Genomic DNA, 18,498 nt, shown 5'->3' with positions numbered 1-18,498 from the left:
ACGTAGCGCCGATACGATCCGAGCGAGGTCGTCTACCGGGCCGAGAGGGGGGATTGGGAGCTGAGTATTTCCTAAATGTAGAATGCGGATATACGATCGTTTGTCGTATATCTCGCATTCTATGCCAGAGCTGATTCTGTTTCCCAAATTCTAATTCTTTAAAATCTCTTGCAAATACCCTGTCAGCTCGTCTGCTGCTTTGGTATGGGCGGGGAGCCCGGGATGGCTGCGAGATCCTATCGTTTCTTCCGTCGTGTTAGGCAGTTGGAACACGGACACATTCCGATCCCTCGTTCTTTTCTTATATGCGTCTACCGCCCGGTAGATCGCTGGCATCATCGGAGTACCCAGCATCCCATAGGCCCACACAATATGGGCGGCGGGATTACAGGTACGAAGCTTGACAAGAAATTTTTTGACAGCGTTTTCAAAAGCTTGTAGATCTTCTTCATTGAATGTGCCGTCCTCGTTCAAGCGCTGCTTGTACACTTTCCCGCTTGTGGGGTCCGTCCATGCAGGAGAATAAAAGGCTCCCCCGTCATTAGTCCCCAAATTCACCACGACCACATCCGGCTGCCATGAGGTAAAATCATGGTCGGAAAATGCCCCTAATGTTTCATTTCTCTCTCCGGTGAGCACACCACATACCTGTTCATAATATGCCGGTATGTTCGTCTGCGGATTATTATCCCACCCCGTCAGCACACCCCATCCGCTTTGTGACAGCACTCGGTAATCCGCATTCAGTGCTTCAGCAGTGATGGCTGTATAATTATGTAGTGCCGTGAACAACATGGGAACCCAGTCCACCTCTTCCTTTGCTCCAATCGTTCCTTCTCCCGAGGTAATGCTGTCACCGATAAATTCCACCTTGTGGGGCTTATCTGCAACCGGCAGCAATTCTCCGTCAACCCTCAGGGCATGAATTTGCAGCAAGCAGCGCGAGTCCGAACTCATAGGCTGGACATCCTTGACCACACGGACATTTTTGGCTGTTTCAGGGTCCATACCTCTCAAAATACAAATCCAATGCCGTCCTGCGGTCACCATCAGACGACTCATTGGGACACCATTAATGACAATACTGATCCAGGACTCATACACCTGGTAATCGGCCTCTATTTCAATCCATAGCTCCGGGCCTTTGATATTCAATTCAATACCGCTGCCTGTCCAAAACAGAGTTAGTGGTGCAAGTGTGTGCGTAGTTCGACCATGAACCTTTACATGCTTTGCTTTTGTAAGTGGATATGTCTTCAATCTCTTGTTAGGTGTCATTTCCAATATCCTCCTTATAATCTCCAAATTTAACACCAGTTTCTATAATATTGTAAAATAAGTGACAGGAAATCTCAAAGTCTATTTTTAGGCAAGGAACCATTAATTCGCTTTGCCGAACATAACGATGTTAATCGCCTTGCCGAAGTCTATACCTACTTTTCCCGAACCATCTTAGACAGTTCCTCCTTTAAAATAATTCAAGCTGTTCCGGTCCCTCGTTCTCCTGAGGTGGTTTGCGGGGTGGAAAAGGCTTGGGGTCCATGCCGAGCAGCGTCATCAGCTGCTTGGCGTTAGCGGCGGCATCTCCTCCCGAATTGTTGTTGAAAATAACGCAAATCTCACGGCTCTGCTGCTCCAGCTCCAGCAATCTGTCTCTCCATTCAGTCAATTCCTGTTCATTGTACCGATACAGATAACGAACCTCCCGCCAGTTGGGTGCGGAGCTTTGATTCCAGCCGGATGCATTTCGTCCGTGGAGACGCACGACCGTCAGGCTGTTGTCTGTAGCCTGCGGCACAATGGGAACAGAGCCCGGTCCGGCCTGCGGCTCGTCACATACGCTATGTATCCAGCCTTCCTCGCGCATGAATGCCAGCGTTCGTTTCCGAAAATCGGGTGTAAACCAGCTTTGATGCCTGAATTCAAGTACGGATGGGACCTCTCCCATCCTTTTTTTCGTGTCTCGCAATACGGCTACATTCTCGCGTGTACAGTCGAACCAGGGGGGGTACTGAAACAGTACCGCCTTGAGCTTGCCCGCTTCGCGGAGAGGCTGTATGGATGCATGCAAGGCTTCATACATTTCATCGGTTGTTTTAAAATAAGGCTGCTTGCCGCGTGTATGTCCGGTCATGCCTTGATAGGCCTTGACGAGAAATGAAAAGGAGTCAGGGGTTTCGGCCGCCCAGCGCGCCATGCGATCCGTGGGCTGCACCGCATAAAAAGAACTATCCATCTCCACCACCGGAAAATGACCGCCATAGACGCTTAATTTTTGATTAGCTTTGGTGCCGATCGGATACAGATCATCGTGATCGCCCCAACCCGTCAGTCCAATTTGAATCATAGCTTTGCCGCTCCTTCTTCATGAATACGCTCAAAAGGCGTTCCCATGATACATTTTAATGATAAAATGGAGTGAATCGCATGAAGCTGGTATGAAGTTCCTATGAAAATTTTGGCTTAAGTATGATTATTGTAACATGTTCCTTATTCAGGATTTTTACAAAATCCTTATTCGTAATGCTTTGGAGTTTCCAGTTTGAAAAAGCTAATATAATATGTAATAGAGTGAAATGAGCTCATGGAGGAGAAACGATATGGCAGAATGGTACGAACAAAGTTTTGGGGAAGATTATTTATTGGTATATAAGCATCGCGACTTTCAGGGAGCCTATCAGGAAGTGCAGAAAATGATCTCTTGGCTCAAATTACCGCAAGGCTCCAGCGTATTGGATTTATGCTGCGGTATGGGACGCCATTCGCTGGCACTCGCCGATGCGGGCTATCAGGTGACAGGTGTGGATCTGTCCGGTGTGTTGTTGAGAGAGGCGCATGCTGCTGATCCCGGAGGACGGGTAAGCTGGCATCAAGGGGATATGAGAGCGGTGCCGCTGGATGAGAGCTTTGATGCGGTGGTGAATTTGTTCACCTCCTTCGGCTATTTCGAGAAGGATGAAGAGCAGCTTAAAGTATTAAAGGAAATTTATCGATTGTTGAAGCCGGGAGGACGCTTTATCATAGATTATTTGAACCCTGCCTACGTGGCCCTTCATCTGGTACCGCACTCGTCACGCGAGGATGAAGGGAATTGGATTGAGGAGCATCGGGTGATTGAAGATGGATTTGTGAAAAAACAGATCGCGATTCGTTCATCCGCATCGGCTGCGACTGCTGAAACCGCTGCTGGTTTGGATACCGCCGCAGGAAGGGAATCAACACGTGTGTATCACGAGCGTGTAAAGCTGTATCCATATGAAAAGTTCCGTGCCTTGCTGGAGCAAGCCGGGCTGTCTGTAGAACAGGTGCACGGAAGCTATAATGAAGATCAATATATCGAGGATGCTTCGCCCCGAATGATTTTTGTCGGCATGCGGGCTTGAAACGGAAAGGCGGGTGGAAAGCCATGAAATGGCCAGAGCTTACACCGTGTGAAGGGATAGATGGAGGCTTTCAGGTCAAAATATCCATGTCCTTTCCGCTGCGTTGGGTGAATAGCTATGTGCTCAAGGGACAGCACGGCTTTACGATTGTAGACCCTGGTCCGCGCAATCTGGACACAGAGGCAGAATGGGCGCATGTCTTCCAGCAGCTGGGGATGTCCTTTGCGGATATTTCGGACATTGTGGTGACCCATCATCACCCGGATCATTACGGATTGGCTGGCTGGATGCAGCAGCAAAGTCAGGCACGTGTACATATGTCAGCTCGAAGCCATCAGGAAGCGATGATGATGTGGGGTGGGCAGGCATCAACTGCTGCTATGGAGCATACGCTTCCCGCTTTTTTTGTCCGGCATGGCTTTCCTTTGGAGCAGGTGCCCGACTTGGTAGCCCATATGCTGCAGGCGTATGCGCAAGTGAATCCACAGCCTGAAATTACGATCATTCCTGTTAGGGAGAATGCCTGTTTGGAGCTGGGCGGACGCGGCTGGCTGCCTATTGAGACAGGAGGACATGCAGCTGGGCATGTATCCTTGTATGAGCCGAATAGCGGCGTGATCCTGTGCGGCGATGCGGTCTTGCCGCAAATTTCGCCCAATATCAGCCTGCTGCCGGGAAGTGATGCCCAGCCCTTGCAGTCTTATATAGACGGTTTGCAGCGTCTGGGCGAGCTGGAGGTAGCTTGGGCGTATCCGGGGCACCGCAATCCGTTTGATTACTTTCATGAACGGACGCAAGCGTTGCTGGCGCATCATGAAGAACGGCTGGAGAAGTTCCAGCAGTTGATTCAGCCAGAGGGGAGCACCGCCTACGAGCTATGTATAGCCGTGTTCGGTGGCAAGCTGGGTATTCACCAACTGCGATTTGCTATGTCGGAGACACTGGCTCATCTGGTGGAGCTGGTGCGCCGTGAGCGGGTTTGGATGAGCGAGACGGAGCAGATTATGCGCTTCTATGCCCTTGGCCGGGACTAGTTACCGAATATAGCCAACAAGACAAAGCAACATGACAAAGCGGCATGCATGCCGGGAAAGAGGCTTTTATGAATCTGCTGCTGCTGGGAGCTACCGGACGCGTAGGGCGGTATATATTGGAGTATGCATTGGCGGACGGTCATACCGTTACGGTCCTTGTCCGATCACCAGGCAAACTGGAAGAATACGTATTAAAATACGGGACGCAGCTCCGAATGGTACAAGGGGATGCTACCCGTGCCGAGGATGTAGCGCGAGCGCTGGCGGGTGGGGTGTCAGCTGTCATCAGCGCACTGAATACGGATGGAACCACTACCTTATCCGTGAATATCGACCTGCTAATCCGGCACATGCAAAAGCAATCTGTGGCCCGTCTTATTACGGTAGGGACAGCAGGGATTTTGCAAAGCCGTACCGAACCGGGCTTGTATCGGTATGAGTCCTCTGACACCCGGCGACGCAGTACCCGTGCGGCAGAGGAACATCGGCGGGTGTACGAATTGCTGCGTGATTCGGCGCTGGACTGGACCATTGTCTGTCCAACCTATCTGCCGGACGGTGCGCGGACAGGCATTTATCGTGTGGAAAAAGACTTTTTGCCCGAAGGCGGCTCACAGATTTCCACCGCTGATACAGCTGATTTTACCTATCGTCAATGGAAGAGTCACGAATTTATACATGCACGTGTAGGCATTGCCTATTGATCGTAAAACGCAAACATAGTTGCAAGCTTCATTTTTAACATGAGTCAGAGCGCGGTAAGTGTACCTACTTATTTGCGTTCTTTTTATTTGACAAACCATCAGGGTTAGAATACTATGATTCTTAAATGAAACACTGTTTCCGAAAAATGAGCAAGATTTTACATTGAGTACGGTATTATCTTCAAAATAGCCATCGTTCTTTTAATAAGCAAAAGGAAGTGTTTTGAATCATGTCCGAGTCATCGCAGTCCTATAAAACCTATTCGGAAGTGAAGCTTCAGCAGCAGCAATTGCTCCGTAAAAACGTTATTGATGCCGCATGCATCCTTCTTGTAGAGGAAGGGCCTGAGGCCGTGACCGTGCGACGGGTTGCGCAGAAATTAAGCTGTTCAACCAAAATTATTTACAGTATCTTCGGCAGCAAAGATGGTTTGGCCAATGAAATGTACCTGGATGGATGTCGGCTGCTGGCGGAAACCTTTCAGCACGTACCTGTTACCGAAGACGTACTCGCTGACCTGGAAGCTTTAAGCTGGGCGTACTGGGAATTTGCACAGCTTCATTCAGCCTATTACAAAATGATGTTTGGCGGGGCCTTATCTGATTTCAAGCCGGATGAACAGAGTCTGGAAGGTACAACAACAGCCCTGTCCCGATTCCTGCAAACCATCGTACACGCTATGGAGCAGGGTCAATTGGCAGAGCAAGATCCGTTGCTGGTCGTCCGAATGCTGTGGTCTGCCTTGCACGGGGTTATACATCTGCAATTTGCAGGTCATTTTTCGGATGCAGCTGTGGCCCATAAGATTTATGCATTTACGATGAAGCAGACGCTGGCTGCATGTAAGGCCCCTTCATTGTAATCATAGGATTTGAAATGTACTGAGGTCGTCATAGTGGATGACTTCAGTTCATTATAGAGCAATGGTAACAATGTTTCTAAAATAAAACAACGATACTATGGAGGTCATTATCATGTTTATGTATGCAAACAAAACGGCTCTGATCACGGGAGCTTCATCCGGTATTGGCGAGGCGTTCGCCTATTCGCTTGCGGCTAAGATATGTAATCTTATTTTGGTGGCGCGCAATGAAACAAAATTAAAGGCGCTGGCTGAAGAGCTTTCCGCGAAATATAACGTAAAGGCAACCGTGATTGCGCTTGATCTTTCGGCAGCAGGTGCGCCACAAACATTGTATCAGGAGGTTCAAAAGCATCAACTGAAGGTGGATCTTTTAATTAACAATGCAGGCTTTGCTACCTATGGGTACTTTGAACAGGTTTCAAGAGAACGGCAGCATGAGGAAATCATGCTCAATGTCGCTGCTTTAGTGGATATTACACATGCTTTTATGCCTGATTTATTGCGCAACCGGGATGGAGGAATCATCAACGTTTCTTCCACAGCCGCATTTCAGCCTGATCCGTATATGGCCGTGTATGGAGCCACCAAAGCATTTGTGCTTTCCTTTAGTGAAGCGCTTTGGGCCGAAAATCAGAAACGGGGGCTAAACGTGCTCGCCCTCTGCCCAGGTGCCACTGAAACCGCATTTTTTGATGTGGTAGGCTCCAATGAAGCTTCCGTGGGTTCCAGAGAAACCCCGAACAAAGTAGTACAGAACGCGCTGAAAGCATTTGAAAAGGGAAGGAGTCACCTGATATCCGGTCGCCAAAACTATTGGGTCGCCCAGGTTTCCAGATTTTTCTCTCGTCAAGCCACATTGGGAATTGTAGAACGTACGCTACGACCGCAAAAGTAATCGGACTATAAGTAATTGCAATGCATCAGGTGCACTTCAATGTGCCAGGTCTGATCGGTTCTAAACTGCATCAGACCTGGCATTTTTGTTTGCATGAGTAAGCGCCCGCTACTCCGGCTCTCTCGAACCCGGTCCTTTGGAATCAAGCCCTTTGGAGTAAAGTAAAATTCCATCCCGTTTCTCCCAGCCATTGGCCGACCAAAAGCGTTGCCCTGCCTCATTATGCTCCATCACAAAAAGATGGCATTTATCTATGCCCTCTCGCAGCAAAGCAGACAATGCTTCATTCACCAGCAACGGGGCGATTCCTTGACCACGATGCGTTGTGGCAACGCCCAGATGATACAGAAATCCTCTACGACTATCATGTCCTGCCATAATCGTGCCAATGAGGCTGCCTTCATACTCACAGACAAAGCTAAGTCCTTCATTCCGCTGCAAAAAGCGTGTAATTCGCTCCGGCGAGTCGGCTTCGCTTAATCCCAATCCTTCCAAGCTGTTCCACAGTGCAAAAGCCTGATCGTAATCATCAGCCTTCATCCTGCGGATCGCATATTTTTCATTTACTTTTTCAGCTACGTTTGCCATGTCCTATTCCCCTCTTGCTGTGCATATCTCTGTTGTTTTTTTAGCGTGTAGTATTCGGTGCGCTTTCTTCCCCAAGCTCCTGTTCACGCTCTGCCTGTTTACGATGGGCGATACGGCTGCTGGCCGAAGCTGCGATAGCGCCTACAATATCGTCCAAAAACGTATGGATTGGCCCGAGGCTTTTATCATTCAGGCGTTCCAGCACGCCCGGTTTGAGTTTATCAACATAACCATAATTGGTAAATCCAATGCTGCCGTACACATTCACGATGGAGAAGGCCAAAATTTCATCCACCCCGTATAGTCCCTCATCATTCTCAATCATATCCTGCAATGGGGGAAGCAGGGCGCCCTGTTCGGCAAGGATATCCAATTGGATGCCGGTGAGCACTGCATTTTGAACCTCGCGCTTCATCAGGACTTTGTCTACATTTTCAATGCATTCTTCCATCGTCAGGTTTGGGTAATATTTATTCTGTAGCAGCATGACCAGCTCTGCGATTTCAGTCATGCTTACACCACGCTTGTGCAGCAATTCACGGGTGGCATCAGCCACCTTTTTACTATTCAGGCTGTAAGGTGCTTTTTTCTTATCCATAAAGCTGTAGTCCCCTCCTTGTATAGATTCTGATTTTTGTTGCGATTATGACCAGTGTGTCCAGTCTGCTGAAAAAGTAGTTATTTTTTACGCGGGGCTCGTATACATATTAGTACAATCTGTACAAAATTGTTAGGGAGGAACTTCACTTATGAACCTAAAACACCCATGGCGTATGACTTCTGTAGCAGGGCTGCTGTCGCTGCCCCTGTTGTTGTCCGGATGCAGTCTTTTCGGCAATGAGTCAGCATCGATTGATCCCCCGCCGTCCACGTTAGAGCAGTCCATGATCAAGGCCGTAAGCGGAAAAGCACCTGTGAGCACCGGGCAGCTGAGGGCTGTCTTTCTGCAAGATCATAACGGTTTGCTGGCTCCGGTATCTTTGCCGATTGCTACAGGTGATGTACAGGCAGATGCCAAGTCGGCGCTGGAAACACTGGTTGAGGGTGGGCCGTATGCCGGATTATTGCCAGAGGGCTTCAAAGGCGTACTGCCTCAAGGTACAGAAGTGAAGAGTGTGACAGTGGACAAGAACAACAAGCTGGCTGTCGTTGAATTCAATAAATCTTTTGCCAACTATAAGCCGCAGGAAGAACGCAAATTAATGGAAAGCTTGACCTGGACTCTGACCGACCGCCCCGATATTAAAAGCGTGCAGATTTGGATGGATGGCAAAAGACTGAACGAAATGCCCGTTGACGGTACGCCGCTGGATCATCCGTTGACACGCGCAGTTGGCATTAATCTGGAGGTCGGTCAGGGTGCGACACCGCTGGATTCCAGTCCGGTCACGGTATATTTTTCATCGTCATCTCCTGCCGGAGTTCAATATTATGTGCCCGTCACACGGCTGGTCAACCCGGAAAAAGATCGTATCCAGTCCGCGCTGCATCAATTGATTCAAGGGCCGCAAACGAAGGACGGATTACAGGAAGTGATGACAGGGGAGACGGCGCTAAAATCAATAGAACGTTCCAAAGACAACGTAATTACGGTGTCGCTCTCGGATGATATGTTCGCCAAGGGAGAGGCTGTACCTGCGGAATTTCTGGAATCGGTCGTACTGACAGCAGCAGACAATTCGGGGGATGCGGCCAAAACGAAAATTCGGATTGAACTGAATGGTGAGAAAAGTGTTATTGGACAAAATAATCAGAACTATGGAGAACCTGTAGCCAAGCCGCAGCACATTAACGAAATTCCTCTTTAAGGGCGGGGAATCGTCCTTGGGGTGCTTTTGCCTGCACACTTTGGTAAAATAAACAATATAAGAACAGGTTGCATACGACGTAGGAGGAAAAAGCATGAGTAGATCTAACGGACGAAACGGTGATGAGCTGCGCCCGATGAAATTGACAGCAGGAGTAAATAAATACGCGGAGGGCTCTGTTTTTATAGAGGTTGGCGAGACGAAAGTCATTTGCACGGCTAGTGTGGAAGAACGCGTTCCACCCTTCATGAAGGGACAAGGAAAGGGCTGGGTGACTGCAGAGTACTCCATGCTTCCGCGGGCAACTCATAGCCGTAATCAGCGCGAAGCCGCGCGTGGCAAGCTGACGGGCCGTACGATGGAAATTCAGCGTCTGATTGGAAGAGCGTTGCGTTCGGTTGTCAATTTGCAGGCGCTTGGTGAACGGACCATTACGCTGGACTGTGACGTTATTCAGGCGGACGGCGGAACGCGCACAACCTCAATCACCGGTTCATTCGTAGCGTTAGCGATTGCGGTCAATAAAATTGCCACCCAGCACAAGCTGCCTGTTTTTCCCATAACGGATTTTCTGGCATCTGTCAGCGTAGGGGTTGTTGGTGAGAAAGCATTGCTGGATCTGAACTATGAAGAGGATTCCAAGGCCAAAGTCGACATGAATCTGGTGATGACTGGCAGCGGCAAATATGTCGAGCTGCAAGGCACCGGAGAAGAAAGTCCATTCGACCGCAACGAATTGGATCAGCTGCTTAGTTTGGGCGAACAAGGTATCTTACAAATGATCGAGCGTCAAAAGGAAGTGCTCGGACCGATTGCTGATAAGATCGGAGCCGGACGCACAGGGGCTGGAGTCTGATGCGACTGAATGGCCCGATTGTCATTGTCGCTACCAAGAATAAAGGGAAGATACGTGAATTTGCACATGCCTTTGCTCCGCTGGGCAAGGAAGTCAAAAGCATGTACGATTACCCCGACATTCCTGATGTCGTTGAGGACGGCAAAACCTTTGCCGAGAATGCGCTGAAAAAGGCCAAAGCGGTCGGAGATGCGCTAGGACTGCCCGTGCTGGCCGATGATTCCGGCCTGTGCGTGGACTTGCTGGACGGTGCACCGGGCGTATACTCGGCCCGTTATGCTGGAGAAGGTGCCAGCGATCACGAGAACAATATTAAGCTGCTCGATGTTTTGGAATCGAAGCAGCTTGGTGATGATACAGGACAGCCTTTGCTAAGTCCGGCTCAATTCGTTTGTACCTTAATTCTGTATAACCCTCAGACCGGGGAGACATTGGAATCGACCGGCTCGGTAGATGGCTGGATTACCACGGAAACCGCAGGCGGCGGCGGATTTGGTTATGATCCGTTGTTTTATTTGCCTGAGTTCGAGAAGACGATGGCCGAGCTGACGTTGGAACAAAAGCAGGCTATCAGCCATCGAGGGATAGCCCTGCGTAATTTGGCGACCAAGCTGGGCAATCCACAGGCTTAAATCATCGCAGGTTCAACTATCAGATTAGGCCTATAACAATAAAAGTCTATCCGCAGCTCATCACTTGCGGGTAGACTTTTTGCATTTTTTGTTTACCTATCGAATTGCTACTTTGTAGGTGCGCAGCCAGTTATCTACCTGGGTCAGGTATGCAAACAATTGGGGACCTGACATCAGCTGACCAAACCAGGGCAGATTGCTGGAAGCCTCTGGCGAGGCCGCGATATCACGCACCTTTTGCGCATCAATCAGCTTAAGCAGCGGGGAAGAGGAATCGTCCAGCAGCTCCAGCGCCTGCTTTTTCACAACGGCAAGATAGGAAGGGTTATGTGTTTTGGGGTATGGGCTTTTTTTACGGTACAGCACATCATCCGGCAATACACCCTCCAGCGCCTTTCGCAAGATACCTTTTTCACGTCCGCCTGTCGTCTTAATGCTCCACGGGATGTTCCATACATATTGCACCAGCCGATGATCGCAATACGGCACCCGTACTTCGAGTCCGATCCCCATACTCATCCGATCCTTGCGATCTAGCAGCGTAGGCATAAAGCGAGTGATGTTCAAATAGGACATAACACGCATTTGCGCAGCTTTACCTGTTTCCCCCGACAGCTTGGGTACTTCTCTTATGGCCTCTGAGTAGCGGTCATTCAAATACTCCAGCGGCTTGATCCAGTCCCGCACCTCGGGAGACAGCAGGCTGGCTCTCATATCAGGAGCGACCGCCCACGGGAACGTGCCTGAGTTCAGCATATCCTCACGATGGAACCACGGATATCCGCCAAACACTTCATCCGCCGCCTCGCCGGAAATGGCAACGGTTGCTCCTTTTTTAATCTCCCGGCAGAAGAGATACAGCGACGAATCTACATCCGCCATCCCCGGTAAATCCCGTGTTAGCGTGGAGTTGTTCAGAGCTTCTACGACCTCGGGTGTATCGAATTCGATCCAGTGATGGTTGGTGCCCAGTTCATCCACCATGCGCTGAATCCAGGGGGCATCGGCTCCGGGCTGGAACGCATGGGCTTTAAAATGCTTGTCGTTATCCACGTAATCAACCGAATACGTATCAACTTGTCCCTGCCCGGTACGCTTGTAATAATCGACAGCTAATGCGGACAGTGCGCTTGAATCCAGACCGCCAGATAGTAAGGTACACACCGGAACGTCCGAAATGAGCTGCCGCTCCACTGTATCCAGCAACAGCTCACGTACCTTGAGCGCTGTTTGTTCCGTGTCATCCTCATGCGCAATGCTTTCCAGCTTCCAGTAGGTCTGAATATGCATGCCGTCGCGGTCGTAGGTCAGCGTATGCCCGGGGCGCAGCTCCTTCATGGACGAATAGACGCCGTGTCCGGGGGTACGTGCAGGCCCGATGATAAAAATTTCGGCCAATCCCTCGGCATCGACGGCCGCTTCGACAGCAGGGTGCTGAAGCAGCGCTTTGGGCTCTGAGCCAAATACGAACACATCCTCATTGTGGCTATAAAATAGCGGCTTTACGCCCAGACGATCCCGCGCCAGAAAGACCTGCTGCCGCCCGCTATCCCAGACAGCAAACGCGAAAATGCCGTTTAATCGGTCCACGCATTCGGGGCCCCATTCGATATAGGCTTCGAGCAGCACCTCCGTGTCGCATTGTGTACGGAAAAAATGCCCACGCTGCTGCAGTTCTTTTTTTAGCTCAGGCGCGTTATATATTTCTCCGTTATATACAATCGTATAAGTGATATCCTCAAGCTGCCGGATCATAGGCTGGGCGCCATTTTCCGGGTCCATTACGCTCAGTCTTCGGTGTCCGAAGGCACACGGGTTGGATATCCAGGTGCCAGCAGCATCAGGTCCGCGATTGGAGAGTGTTTGCGTCATATTTAGCAGCAGCTCCGACTGATGCATTAAGTCTCCGTTCCACTGTATGAAACCTGTAATTCCGCACATGTCTGTTCATCCTCTCTTTGTCGTGTTCATCCAGTGTTGGAATGAATTAAAAACTAAATCCCCAGTTCATCAGTATATATGCCGAAAAGAAGCATAAAATGTCTGTCCGTTCCGAAAACTACAAATGGGGCAACCCGTCTACTCGCAAGGAAGGAGGGAGACCAATGTACTACATCAAGGACGCCAAAATCCGTCGCTTCACTGAAATTGACGGCGTGCGCTGCGCAGAGGTAGAGGTGCGGCCCGGCGCGGCAGATGACCCGGAATTGCTGGTATATATCACGGCGAACAACCAGCAGGACGGTCAGAATGACTATGACATGGTACGGATCATTCGCAATGACGCCGATTTGGAACTGGATTGGTACGACAATAATCTGCACTCCGCATTTGAAGAAGTGACAGACAAGGCTTTTACCGATTCCACGCACATTACCGCTGGGGAGGAACGGGACAAGTTTAAACGGGAATTGCTCTCCTACGGGCAGCTCAGCACGGAGTTTGCCAAGGAGTTCGGGGGATGAGAATTTGGTGTGCTATGCCTCGGCTTCTGTTGATCTGGACTCCGGCATCATCGCAGAATCAGCGTGAAAGGAGGGGGAAATCATAGACGGCAAACCGAAATACAAGAAGAATAAAAGCAGCAGTTATATTCATAACAATGAGTTTGCGGAAGAAGTGCTGGAGAAAAACGTAAGACATGAAGTACGTAGAAGTCCGAGACGCTTCGGCAATAAATAAACGAGAAGAATAAGGTTTGATGATCCAGTAATCCGAAAAAGCCTCCACTTCCGGCTTAACCAGCGGAATGCAGGAGGCTTTTTTGGAACTACGCAGCTTCACGCAGTGTCATAATCCCTTTGTAAATGTTATAGACAAACACTCCGAGATAAACCACTACGAACAGCAGTACAAACCCGACAACAGAACCCGCATGATTGGCTGTTACAATAAAATAAAACAGCGGAATCGCCGCAATAATGGGGAAAATGTGCGATAAAATGGCTTTTTTGGCATGTCCCCGTACATATTCGTCTCGTACTGCAATCCACACGATGATAGGCAGCAGAAAAGGTGCAAAGAAAATGCTGAAATAACAAAGCGACGACAATAGATCCTTCACGGATCAACCCCTCCTTGTAATAGCATGCCCTTTTGTACATAATACCCCGTTAGCGTCCAAATGATTCCTTTCTCAGTGGTTTCCATGCAGGATGAAAAAATGCTTTTGACAGTTACCCGAAATGTGATATAATAATTAATGCACTGAATACATAAGCTTTAATTGAAAACCATTTTGTCCCAGTAGCTCAGCTGGATAGAGCAACGGCCTTCTAAGCCGTCGGTCGGGGGTTCGAATCCCTCCTGGGACGTACTACAGAAGCTTCCTAATTCATATTAGGAAGCTTTTTTTGTGTTCCAGTGGGATGAGAACCCCCCTTGCGGGACGCTGGAGCATAAGCATCGTTAGCATAAACTTCGCAGTCTTGGCCGTAGGGAGAGTATCCCTCCCATACTTGCTCGTAGATCCGTTCATACCGTTCATACTCGGCCGGAATCGCCTCGTTATGCATACGCTGTACGGAACTGGACGGTGCTTGCTGCATGCGGGCGCTATGCACTGCTGTAGAACCGAGCGCTTGTTCAACAATACGGGAGCGAAAGAGCTTGCTGTAGCGCTGTTTGGGACCAACAAAATCGTATACCCACACAAATGTTTTTCCATTCTTAACCTTGATGGTTTCGTCAAGCGCTGATTTTGGTTTTGAGCCTAAAATAAAAGATTTCTTATCCGATAATGATAAAGAGATTATTTTGTCGAATTTTCCGTTCAGAAGGAATATCTGAAATTAATATTTACAAAACGGGAAGAGAGAGGGAAATTTCTGTGTAAAATTGTTTCAATCTATCAGGGTTTTTGGCAGTTCGATAATGCTTCTCTAGGTTGAGATACGAAAGGGTGATGGAGGGCTTTATCTTTTTGAAAGAGTTGGATGCCAAAACAATTCTTTTATTTGTTTAAAATATGCAACATAAAAAAACGGTCTTATGGTTTCGGCGGGACCGTTTCCCCCTCTCATCCCCTCTCATCGGGGAGCTGAAACGTCAGGGGATTGAAACATGCTTGACTGCAAGCGACCATCAACTTTTATGATAAACGACGAGTTGTTTTTGCAGAAAATGTTAGACGGAACAGGGGAAGGAACATATGAAATGCAATAAAATAGCAAACGCTTCTTTAGCCTTAATTATGTTTTTGGGGATCATACTGCCTATTTTTATTCCAACAAGTTTGGTACGTGCTGCAAATGAAGTGCTTGACCCTGCAACAACTAAAACGTTTACTCCTGTGGAACCTATAAACTTCATTACTACTGATGGGGCAGATGACACAATCAAAATAACCAATCTTCCTGTTAATACGATACCGGGAGCCAAGACTACCGTAGAGTTCTGGATGTATTGGAATGGGACGAATTTTGTCAAGCCGTTTGGTTGGTACATCTATAATCTTTATTTTGCTAATGGATACTTTGGATTTAATCAAGCTGATGGAAGTGTCTTAGGAATACCTTCTGCTGAATTGAAGAACAAATGGGTTCATGTAGCAGCAGTCTTTACAAATGGTGTTCCAACGGCTGATACAAATGAGCTTTACATCAACGGAGAGAAACAATCCATTAGTTTATTTCTCACGCAACAGACTGAATCTAAATCTGTTACTCCAATGGCCGTCATATCCGGATGGGGGCACGACTCAAAGTATAAATTCGCGGGTAAGTTAGCGGAAGTGCGTATCTGGAACTATGCCCGGACTGCTGAAGATATTCAGTCTGATATGAACCGATCTCTCAGTGGAGATGAAGCTGGTTTAATTGGGGCATGGAACCCAGATTCGTTGACAACGGGAATTGTTTATGATGTTACCAAGAGAAATAATGGAGTTGCTACAGGTTTTGCTGCTCCGCTCTTTAACTTGCAGATCACAGAAAAAACAGATCAGAAAATGGTACTAACCTGGGATAAAATTGCAAATGCAGAAACCTATGTACTCAAACGAAATAATTCAATCATTTACCAAGGAGCGGATTCTACTTTTACAGATACAGGGTTGTCTCCATTTACCGATTATACGTACACGCTTATTGCACGGAATAGTAATGGGGAGACCAATGAGGCTAAAATAATAGACAAAACGAATAAATCGGTATTACCAACTCCGGCAAACATCGCAACCACCGCTACAAACTCGTCTATTACGCTGGATTGGGATGATGTTGCCGGGGCTACGACTTATGAGTTGCAGCGTGACGGTGTTAGTATCTACAGTGGAAGCGAATCCAAATTTATCGATAGTACTGGGTTGACGGCAGCAACGACCTACACGTACACATTGGTAGCCAAGAGCAGCACTGGAGAAAGCAGTCCCGCATCGGTGCAGGTAAAAACAGCCGATCCGGCGCCAGCAACACCAGCGAATCTGACAGGCACAGCCACAACAACAAGCATCATGCTCAGCTGGAATGCAGCAGACAGTGCCGAGAGCTACGAGTTGAAACGAGACGGCCAAGTGGTCTACAGCGGAAACGAACTAACCTATACGGATACAGGATTGAAGGAGTCCACAAGCTATACGTACACATTAGTAGCCAAGAACGGAACCGGAGAAAGCAGTCCGGCCTCGGTGCAAGTAAAGACAGCCGATCCGATGCCAGCTGATCCGACGCCGACTGATCCAACGCCGACCACTCCAACCCCGGCGACTCCAGCAACACCAGCGAATCTGACAGGCACAGCCACTACAACGAGCATTAAGCTCAGCTGGAATGCAGCAGACAACGCCGAGAGCTACGAGTTGAAACGAGACGGCCAAGTGGTCTATAGCGGAAACGACCTGACCTATACGGATACAGGCTTGACGTCGTCCACGAGCTACACGTACACATTGGTAGCCAAGAACGGAACAGGGGAAAGCAATCCGGCCTCGGTGCAAGTAAAGACAGCCGATCCGATGCCAGCTGATCCGACGCCGACTGATCCGATGCCGACTGATCCAACGCCGACCACTCCAGCCCCGGCGACTCCAGCAACACCAGCGAATCTGACAGGCACAGCCACTACAACGAGCATTAAGCTTAGCTGGAATGCAGCAGATAACGCCGAGAGCTACGAGTTGAAACGCGATGGCCAAGAGGTGTACACGGGGAGCGACCTGAGCTATACGGATACAGGCTTGACGGCGTCCACGAGCTACACGTACACATTGGTAGCCAAGAACGGAACAGGGGAAAGCAGTCCGGTATCGGTGCAAGTAAAGACAGCCGATCCGACGCCGCAGTCCCGGCGACACCCCTCTCCAGCGACTCCGACGAATCTGACAGGCACAGCCACAACAACGAGCATTAAGCTCAGCTGGAATGCAGCAGACAATGCCGAGAACTACGAGTTGAAGCGAGACGGTCAACTGGTCTACAGCGGAAACGAACTAACCTATACGGATACAGGCTTGACGGCGTCCACGAGCTATACGTACACATTGGTAGCCAAGAATGGAACAAGAGAAAGCAGTCCGGCATCGGTGCAAGTAAAGACAGCCGATCCGGCGCCAACCACACCGCCGACCACGCCACCACCATCGATTCCAGTAACGCCGCCGCCAACAGCCCCAATCAACTTTGTTGGCACAAGCAATGAGAGAAGTATTCTTCTCATTTGGGCTCCGGTTGTGCAAGCGGTGAGCTATGAACTGAAGCGTGACGGCGTAATCATCTACAGCGGTGTTGACACCAGCTTTAACGATATTGGATTGGAGCGGTCAACCACCTACGTTTACTCATTGGTGGCTAAAAATAATGCGGGAGAAAGCGCCCCACAAGTTATTCAGATAGCAACGAAGAGTCACAATTTAGAATCACCCAAATTCATGAAAAAACAGGTGAAATCAACAAGTGTTATACTCACATGGAAAAAGGTTGTAAATGCTGACACCTATGAATTGTTACGAGATGGAAAAAGCATTTATAAAGGGAAGCTTACATGGTTCACAGATAAGCGATTAACCCCTTCAAAGACGTACACGTATACATTGGTAGCTTGGAGCCGAAATGACAGCAGTCAGTCATCTGTTATTCTCGTAACAAATCCGAACAGTCCGGATAAAATAAAAACCAAAGACATCACTGCTTCAAAGATTAAGGTAGTTTGGACAGCGAATGGAAACTCAAATGAAACCGAGTACCGTGTTACGACGAACAATGGTTATGACAGTGGATGGATGACCGATTTGGAACATACGCTAACCAATCTATCTGCAAACAAACGCTATAAGATTTCTATTACTGCAAGAAACAAGGCAGGCGTAGTATCAAACAGCGGAACCATTAACACGAAGACAAAGAAGAAATGATCATCTAAAGAGGTTGGTATTTTCCCCTTACGGTAGACAGTGAAAAAAGAGTCTATGATGGACTCAACACTGTTGGCCGGAGGGTTTTTTTATGCCACAAAGTTTAATAAATATGACGAGGAAACAGAGAAAGAGGCTGTTCGTTTACGTCTTCAAGAACAGTAGAGCTATACACAGATTCGAGAAAGACTTGGGATTAAAAGCCTCTAATATGGGAGCTATGTAATCGAAATGATCTACAGCTTGCAGATGATTTTCCATTTTTAACCTTTGATGATTTCGTCAAGCACTGATTTTGGTTTTGAGCCTTTTTAATTCATAATTATTTAATCCGACATGGATAACAAAAAAAACGGCCGTGACCCCATCAAAATCGCAGGGAGA

General features: G+C 48.6%; 16 protein-coding genes, 1 tRNA gene and 1 pseudogene. 11 read left to right on the top strand and 7 right to left on the bottom strand.

Features of this window, described 5'->3' with window-relative positions:
- Nucleotides 1–150: 150 nt before the first annotated feature.
- Entirely contained in the window at nt 151–1,278 is a 1,128-nt protein-coding gene (locus tag WG8_RS18780) for an SGNH/GDSL hydrolase family protein (RefSeq protein WP_007431803.1), read from the bottom strand.
- Nucleotides 1,279–1,468: 190 nt separating this feature from the next.
- Nucleotides 1,469–2,347 (bottom strand): DUF72 domain-containing protein, encoded by an 879-nt coding sequence (locus WG8_RS18775; protein WP_007431802.1) that lies wholly within the window; start codon nt 2,345–2,347, stop codon nt 1,469–1,471.
- Between the two features lie 253 nt (nt 2,348–2,600).
- On the opposite strand from WG8_RS18775, the gene WG8_RS18770 reads away from it, so the two are divergent.
- The 5 genes from WG8_RS18770 to WG8_RS18750 all read left to right on the top strand — a co-directional run bounded on the left by WG8_RS18770 (nt 2,601) and on the right by WG8_RS18750 (nt 6,882).
- A complete protein-coding gene (locus WG8_RS18770) occupies nt 2,601–3,383 on the top strand; it encodes a class I SAM-dependent methyltransferase (protein ID WP_007431801.1) in 783 nt (260 codons plus the stop codon).
- Nucleotides 3,384–3,406: 23 nt separating this feature from the next.
- Nucleotides 3,407–4,417: an MBL fold metallo-hydrolase gene (locus WG8_RS18765; RefSeq protein WP_007431800.1), complete on the top strand. Its 1,011-nt coding sequence runs from the start codon at nt 3,407–3,409 to the stop codon at nt 4,415–4,417.
- 68 nt (nt 4,418–4,485) lie between these two features.
- A complete protein-coding gene (locus WG8_RS18760; RefSeq protein ID WP_007431799.1) occupies nt 4,486–5,121 on the top strand; it encodes an NAD(P)-dependent oxidoreductase in 636 nt (211 codons plus the stop codon).
- Nucleotides 5,122–5,351: 230 nt separating this feature from the next.
- Nucleotides 5,352–5,984, top strand: a complete 633-nt coding sequence (locus WG8_RS18755) for a TetR/AcrR family transcriptional regulator (protein WP_007431798.1) — start codon at nt 5,352–5,354, stop codon at nt 5,982–5,984.
- Between the two features lie 112 nt (nt 5,985–6,096).
- Nucleotides 6,097–6,882, top strand: a complete 786-nt coding sequence (locus WG8_RS18750; protein WP_007431797.1) for an SDR family NAD(P)-dependent oxidoreductase — start codon at nt 6,097–6,099, stop codon at nt 6,880–6,882.
- Between the two features lie 108 nt (nt 6,883–6,990).
- On the opposite strand, the gene WG8_RS18745 is transcribed toward WG8_RS18750, so the two are convergent.
- Entirely contained in the window at nt 6,991–7,470 is a 480-nt protein-coding gene (locus tag WG8_RS18745) for a GNAT family N-acetyltransferase (RefSeq protein ID WP_007431796.1), read from the bottom strand.
- A gap of 40 nt (nt 7,471–7,510) precedes the next feature.
- Complete coding sequence (locus WG8_RS18740) at nt 7,511–8,068, bottom strand: phosphatidylglycerophosphatase A family protein (protein ID WP_007431795.1); 558 nt, start codon at nt 8,066–8,068, stop codon at nt 7,511–7,513.
- Nucleotides 8,069–8,219: 151 nt separating this feature from the next.
- Here WG8_RS18740 and WG8_RS18735 point away from each other — a divergent pair, with 151 nt between their 5' ends.
- The 3 genes from WG8_RS18735 to WG8_RS18725 all read left to right on the top strand — a co-directional run bounded on the left by WG8_RS18735 (nt 8,220) and on the right by WG8_RS18725 (nt 10,766).
- Nucleotides 8,220–9,278 (top strand): GerMN domain-containing protein, encoded by a 1,059-nt coding sequence (locus tag WG8_RS18735; RefSeq protein ID WP_007431794.1) that lies wholly within the window; start codon nt 8,220–8,222, stop codon nt 9,276–9,278.
- Nucleotides 9,279–9,372: 94 nt separating this feature from the next.
- Nucleotides 9,373–10,134, top strand: coding sequence for a ribonuclease PH (gene rph, locus WG8_RS18730; protein WP_007431793.1), 762 nt, complete (start codon nt 9,373–9,375; stop codon nt 10,132–10,134).
- A complete protein-coding gene (locus WG8_RS18725) occupies nt 10,134–10,766 on the top strand; it encodes an XTP/dITP diphosphatase (RefSeq protein ID WP_007431792.1) in 633 nt (210 codons plus the stop codon). Before rph ends, WG8_RS18725 begins: the two co-directional genes overlap by 1 nt.
- Nucleotides 10,767–10,862: 96 nt before the next feature.
- On the opposite strand, the gene asnB is transcribed toward WG8_RS18725, so the two are convergent.
- Nucleotides 10,863–12,707: an asparagine synthase (glutamine-hydrolyzing) gene (asnB, locus tag WG8_RS18720; protein ID WP_007431791.1), complete on the bottom strand. Its 1,845-nt coding sequence runs from the start codon at nt 12,705–12,707 to the stop codon at nt 10,863–10,865.
- Between the two features lie 164 nt (nt 12,708–12,871).
- On the opposite strand from asnB, the gene WG8_RS18715 reads away from it, so the two are divergent.
- The gene (locus WG8_RS18715) at nt 12,872–13,231 is read left to right on the top strand and encodes a hypothetical protein (RefSeq protein ID WP_007431790.1); all 360 of its coding nucleotides are present in this window, start codon (nt 12,872–12,874) and stop codon (nt 13,229–13,231) included.
- 305 nt (nt 13,232–13,536) lie between these two features.
- Here the strand turns inward: WG8_RS18715 and WG8_RS18705 are convergent, their stop codons facing one another.
- A complete protein-coding gene (locus WG8_RS18705) occupies nt 13,537–13,830 on the bottom strand; it encodes a DUF4870 domain-containing protein (RefSeq protein ID WP_007431789.1) in 294 nt (97 codons plus the stop codon).
- Between the two features lie 176 nt (nt 13,831–14,006).
- Here WG8_RS18705 and WG8_RS18700 point away from each other — a divergent pair.
- Nucleotides 14,007–14,080 (top strand) — tRNA-Arg (locus tag WG8_RS18700).
- A 135-nt stretch (nt 14,081–14,215) separates the two neighbouring features.
- Here WG8_RS18700 and WG8_RS29560 read toward each other — a convergent pair.
- Nucleotides 14,216–14,422, bottom strand: a pseudogene (locus WG8_RS29560) (ISL3 family transposase); the annotation flags it as partial.
- Nucleotides 14,423–14,916: 494 nt separating this feature from the next.
- Here WG8_RS29560 and WG8_RS18690 point away from each other — a divergent pair.
- On the top strand, nt 14,917–18,114 hold the full coding sequence (locus tag WG8_RS18690; protein WP_007431787.1) for a fibronectin type III domain-containing protein: 3,198 nt from the start codon (nt 14,917–14,919) through the stop codon (nt 18,112–18,114).
- Nucleotides 18,115–18,498 lie beyond the last annotated feature (384 nt).

Origin of the sequence: Paenibacillus sp. Aloe-11 (assembly GCF_000245715.1) — a bacterium.
GTDB lineage: Bacteria > Bacillota > Bacilli > Paenibacillales > Paenibacillaceae > Paenibacillus > Paenibacillus kribbensis.
The sequence above is the reverse complement of the archived record's forward strand: the minus strand, read 5'-3'. Positions and strand labels throughout refer to the sequence as shown.

Excerpts from the sequence above, each read along its gene's own strand:
- WG8_RS18780 (WP_007431803.1), bottom strand. The coding sequence starts at position 1,278 with ATGACACCTAACAAGAGATTGAAGACATATCCACTTACAAAAGCAAAG.
- WG8_RS18775 (WP_007431802.1), bottom strand. The coding sequence starts at position 2,347 with ATGATTCAAATTGGACTGACGGGTTGGGGCGATCACGATGATCTGTAT.
- WG8_RS18770 (WP_007431801.1), top strand. The coding sequence starts at position 2,601 with ATGGCAGAATGGTACGAACAAAGTTTTGGGGAAGATTATTTATTGGTA.
- WG8_RS18765 (WP_007431800.1), top strand. The coding sequence starts at position 3,407 with ATGAAATGGCCAGAGCTTACACCGTGTGAAGGGATAGATGGAGGCTTT.
- WG8_RS18760 (WP_007431799.1), top strand. The coding sequence starts at position 4,486 with ATGAATCTGCTGCTGCTGGGAGCTACCGGACGCGTAGGGCGGTATATA.
- WG8_RS18755 (WP_007431798.1), top strand. The coding sequence starts at position 5,352 with ATGTCCGAGTCATCGCAGTCCTATAAAACCTATTCGGAAGTGAAGCTT.
- WG8_RS18750 (WP_007431797.1), top strand. The coding sequence starts at position 6,097 with ATGTTTATGTATGCAAACAAAACGGCTCTGATCACGGGAGCTTCATCC.
- WG8_RS18745 (WP_007431796.1), bottom strand. The coding sequence starts at position 7,470 with ATGGCAAACGTAGCTGAAAAAGTAAATGAAAAATATGCGATCCGCAGG.
- WG8_RS18740 (WP_007431795.1), bottom strand. The coding sequence starts at position 8,068 with ATGGATAAGAAAAAAGCACCTTACAGCCTGAATAGTAAAAAGGTGGCT.
- WG8_RS18735 (WP_007431794.1), top strand. The coding sequence starts at position 8,220 with ATGAACCTAAAACACCCATGGCGTATGACTTCTGTAGCAGGGCTGCTG.
- rph (WP_007431793.1), top strand. The coding sequence starts at position 9,373 with ATGAGTAGATCTAACGGACGAAACGGTGATGAGCTGCGCCCGATGAAA.
- WG8_RS18725 (WP_007431792.1), top strand. The coding sequence starts at position 10,134 with ATGCGACTGAATGGCCCGATTGTCATTGTCGCTACCAAGAATAAAGGG.
- asnB (WP_007431791.1), bottom strand. The coding sequence starts at position 12,707 with ATGTGCGGAATTACAGGTTTCATACAGTGGAACGGAGACTTAATGCAT.
- WG8_RS18715 (WP_007431790.1), top strand. The coding sequence starts at position 12,872 with ATGTACTACATCAAGGACGCCAAAATCCGTCGCTTCACTGAAATTGAC.
- WG8_RS18690 (WP_007431787.1), top strand. The coding sequence starts at position 14,917 with ATGAAATGCAATAAAATAGCAAACGCTTCTTTAGCCTTAATTATGTTT.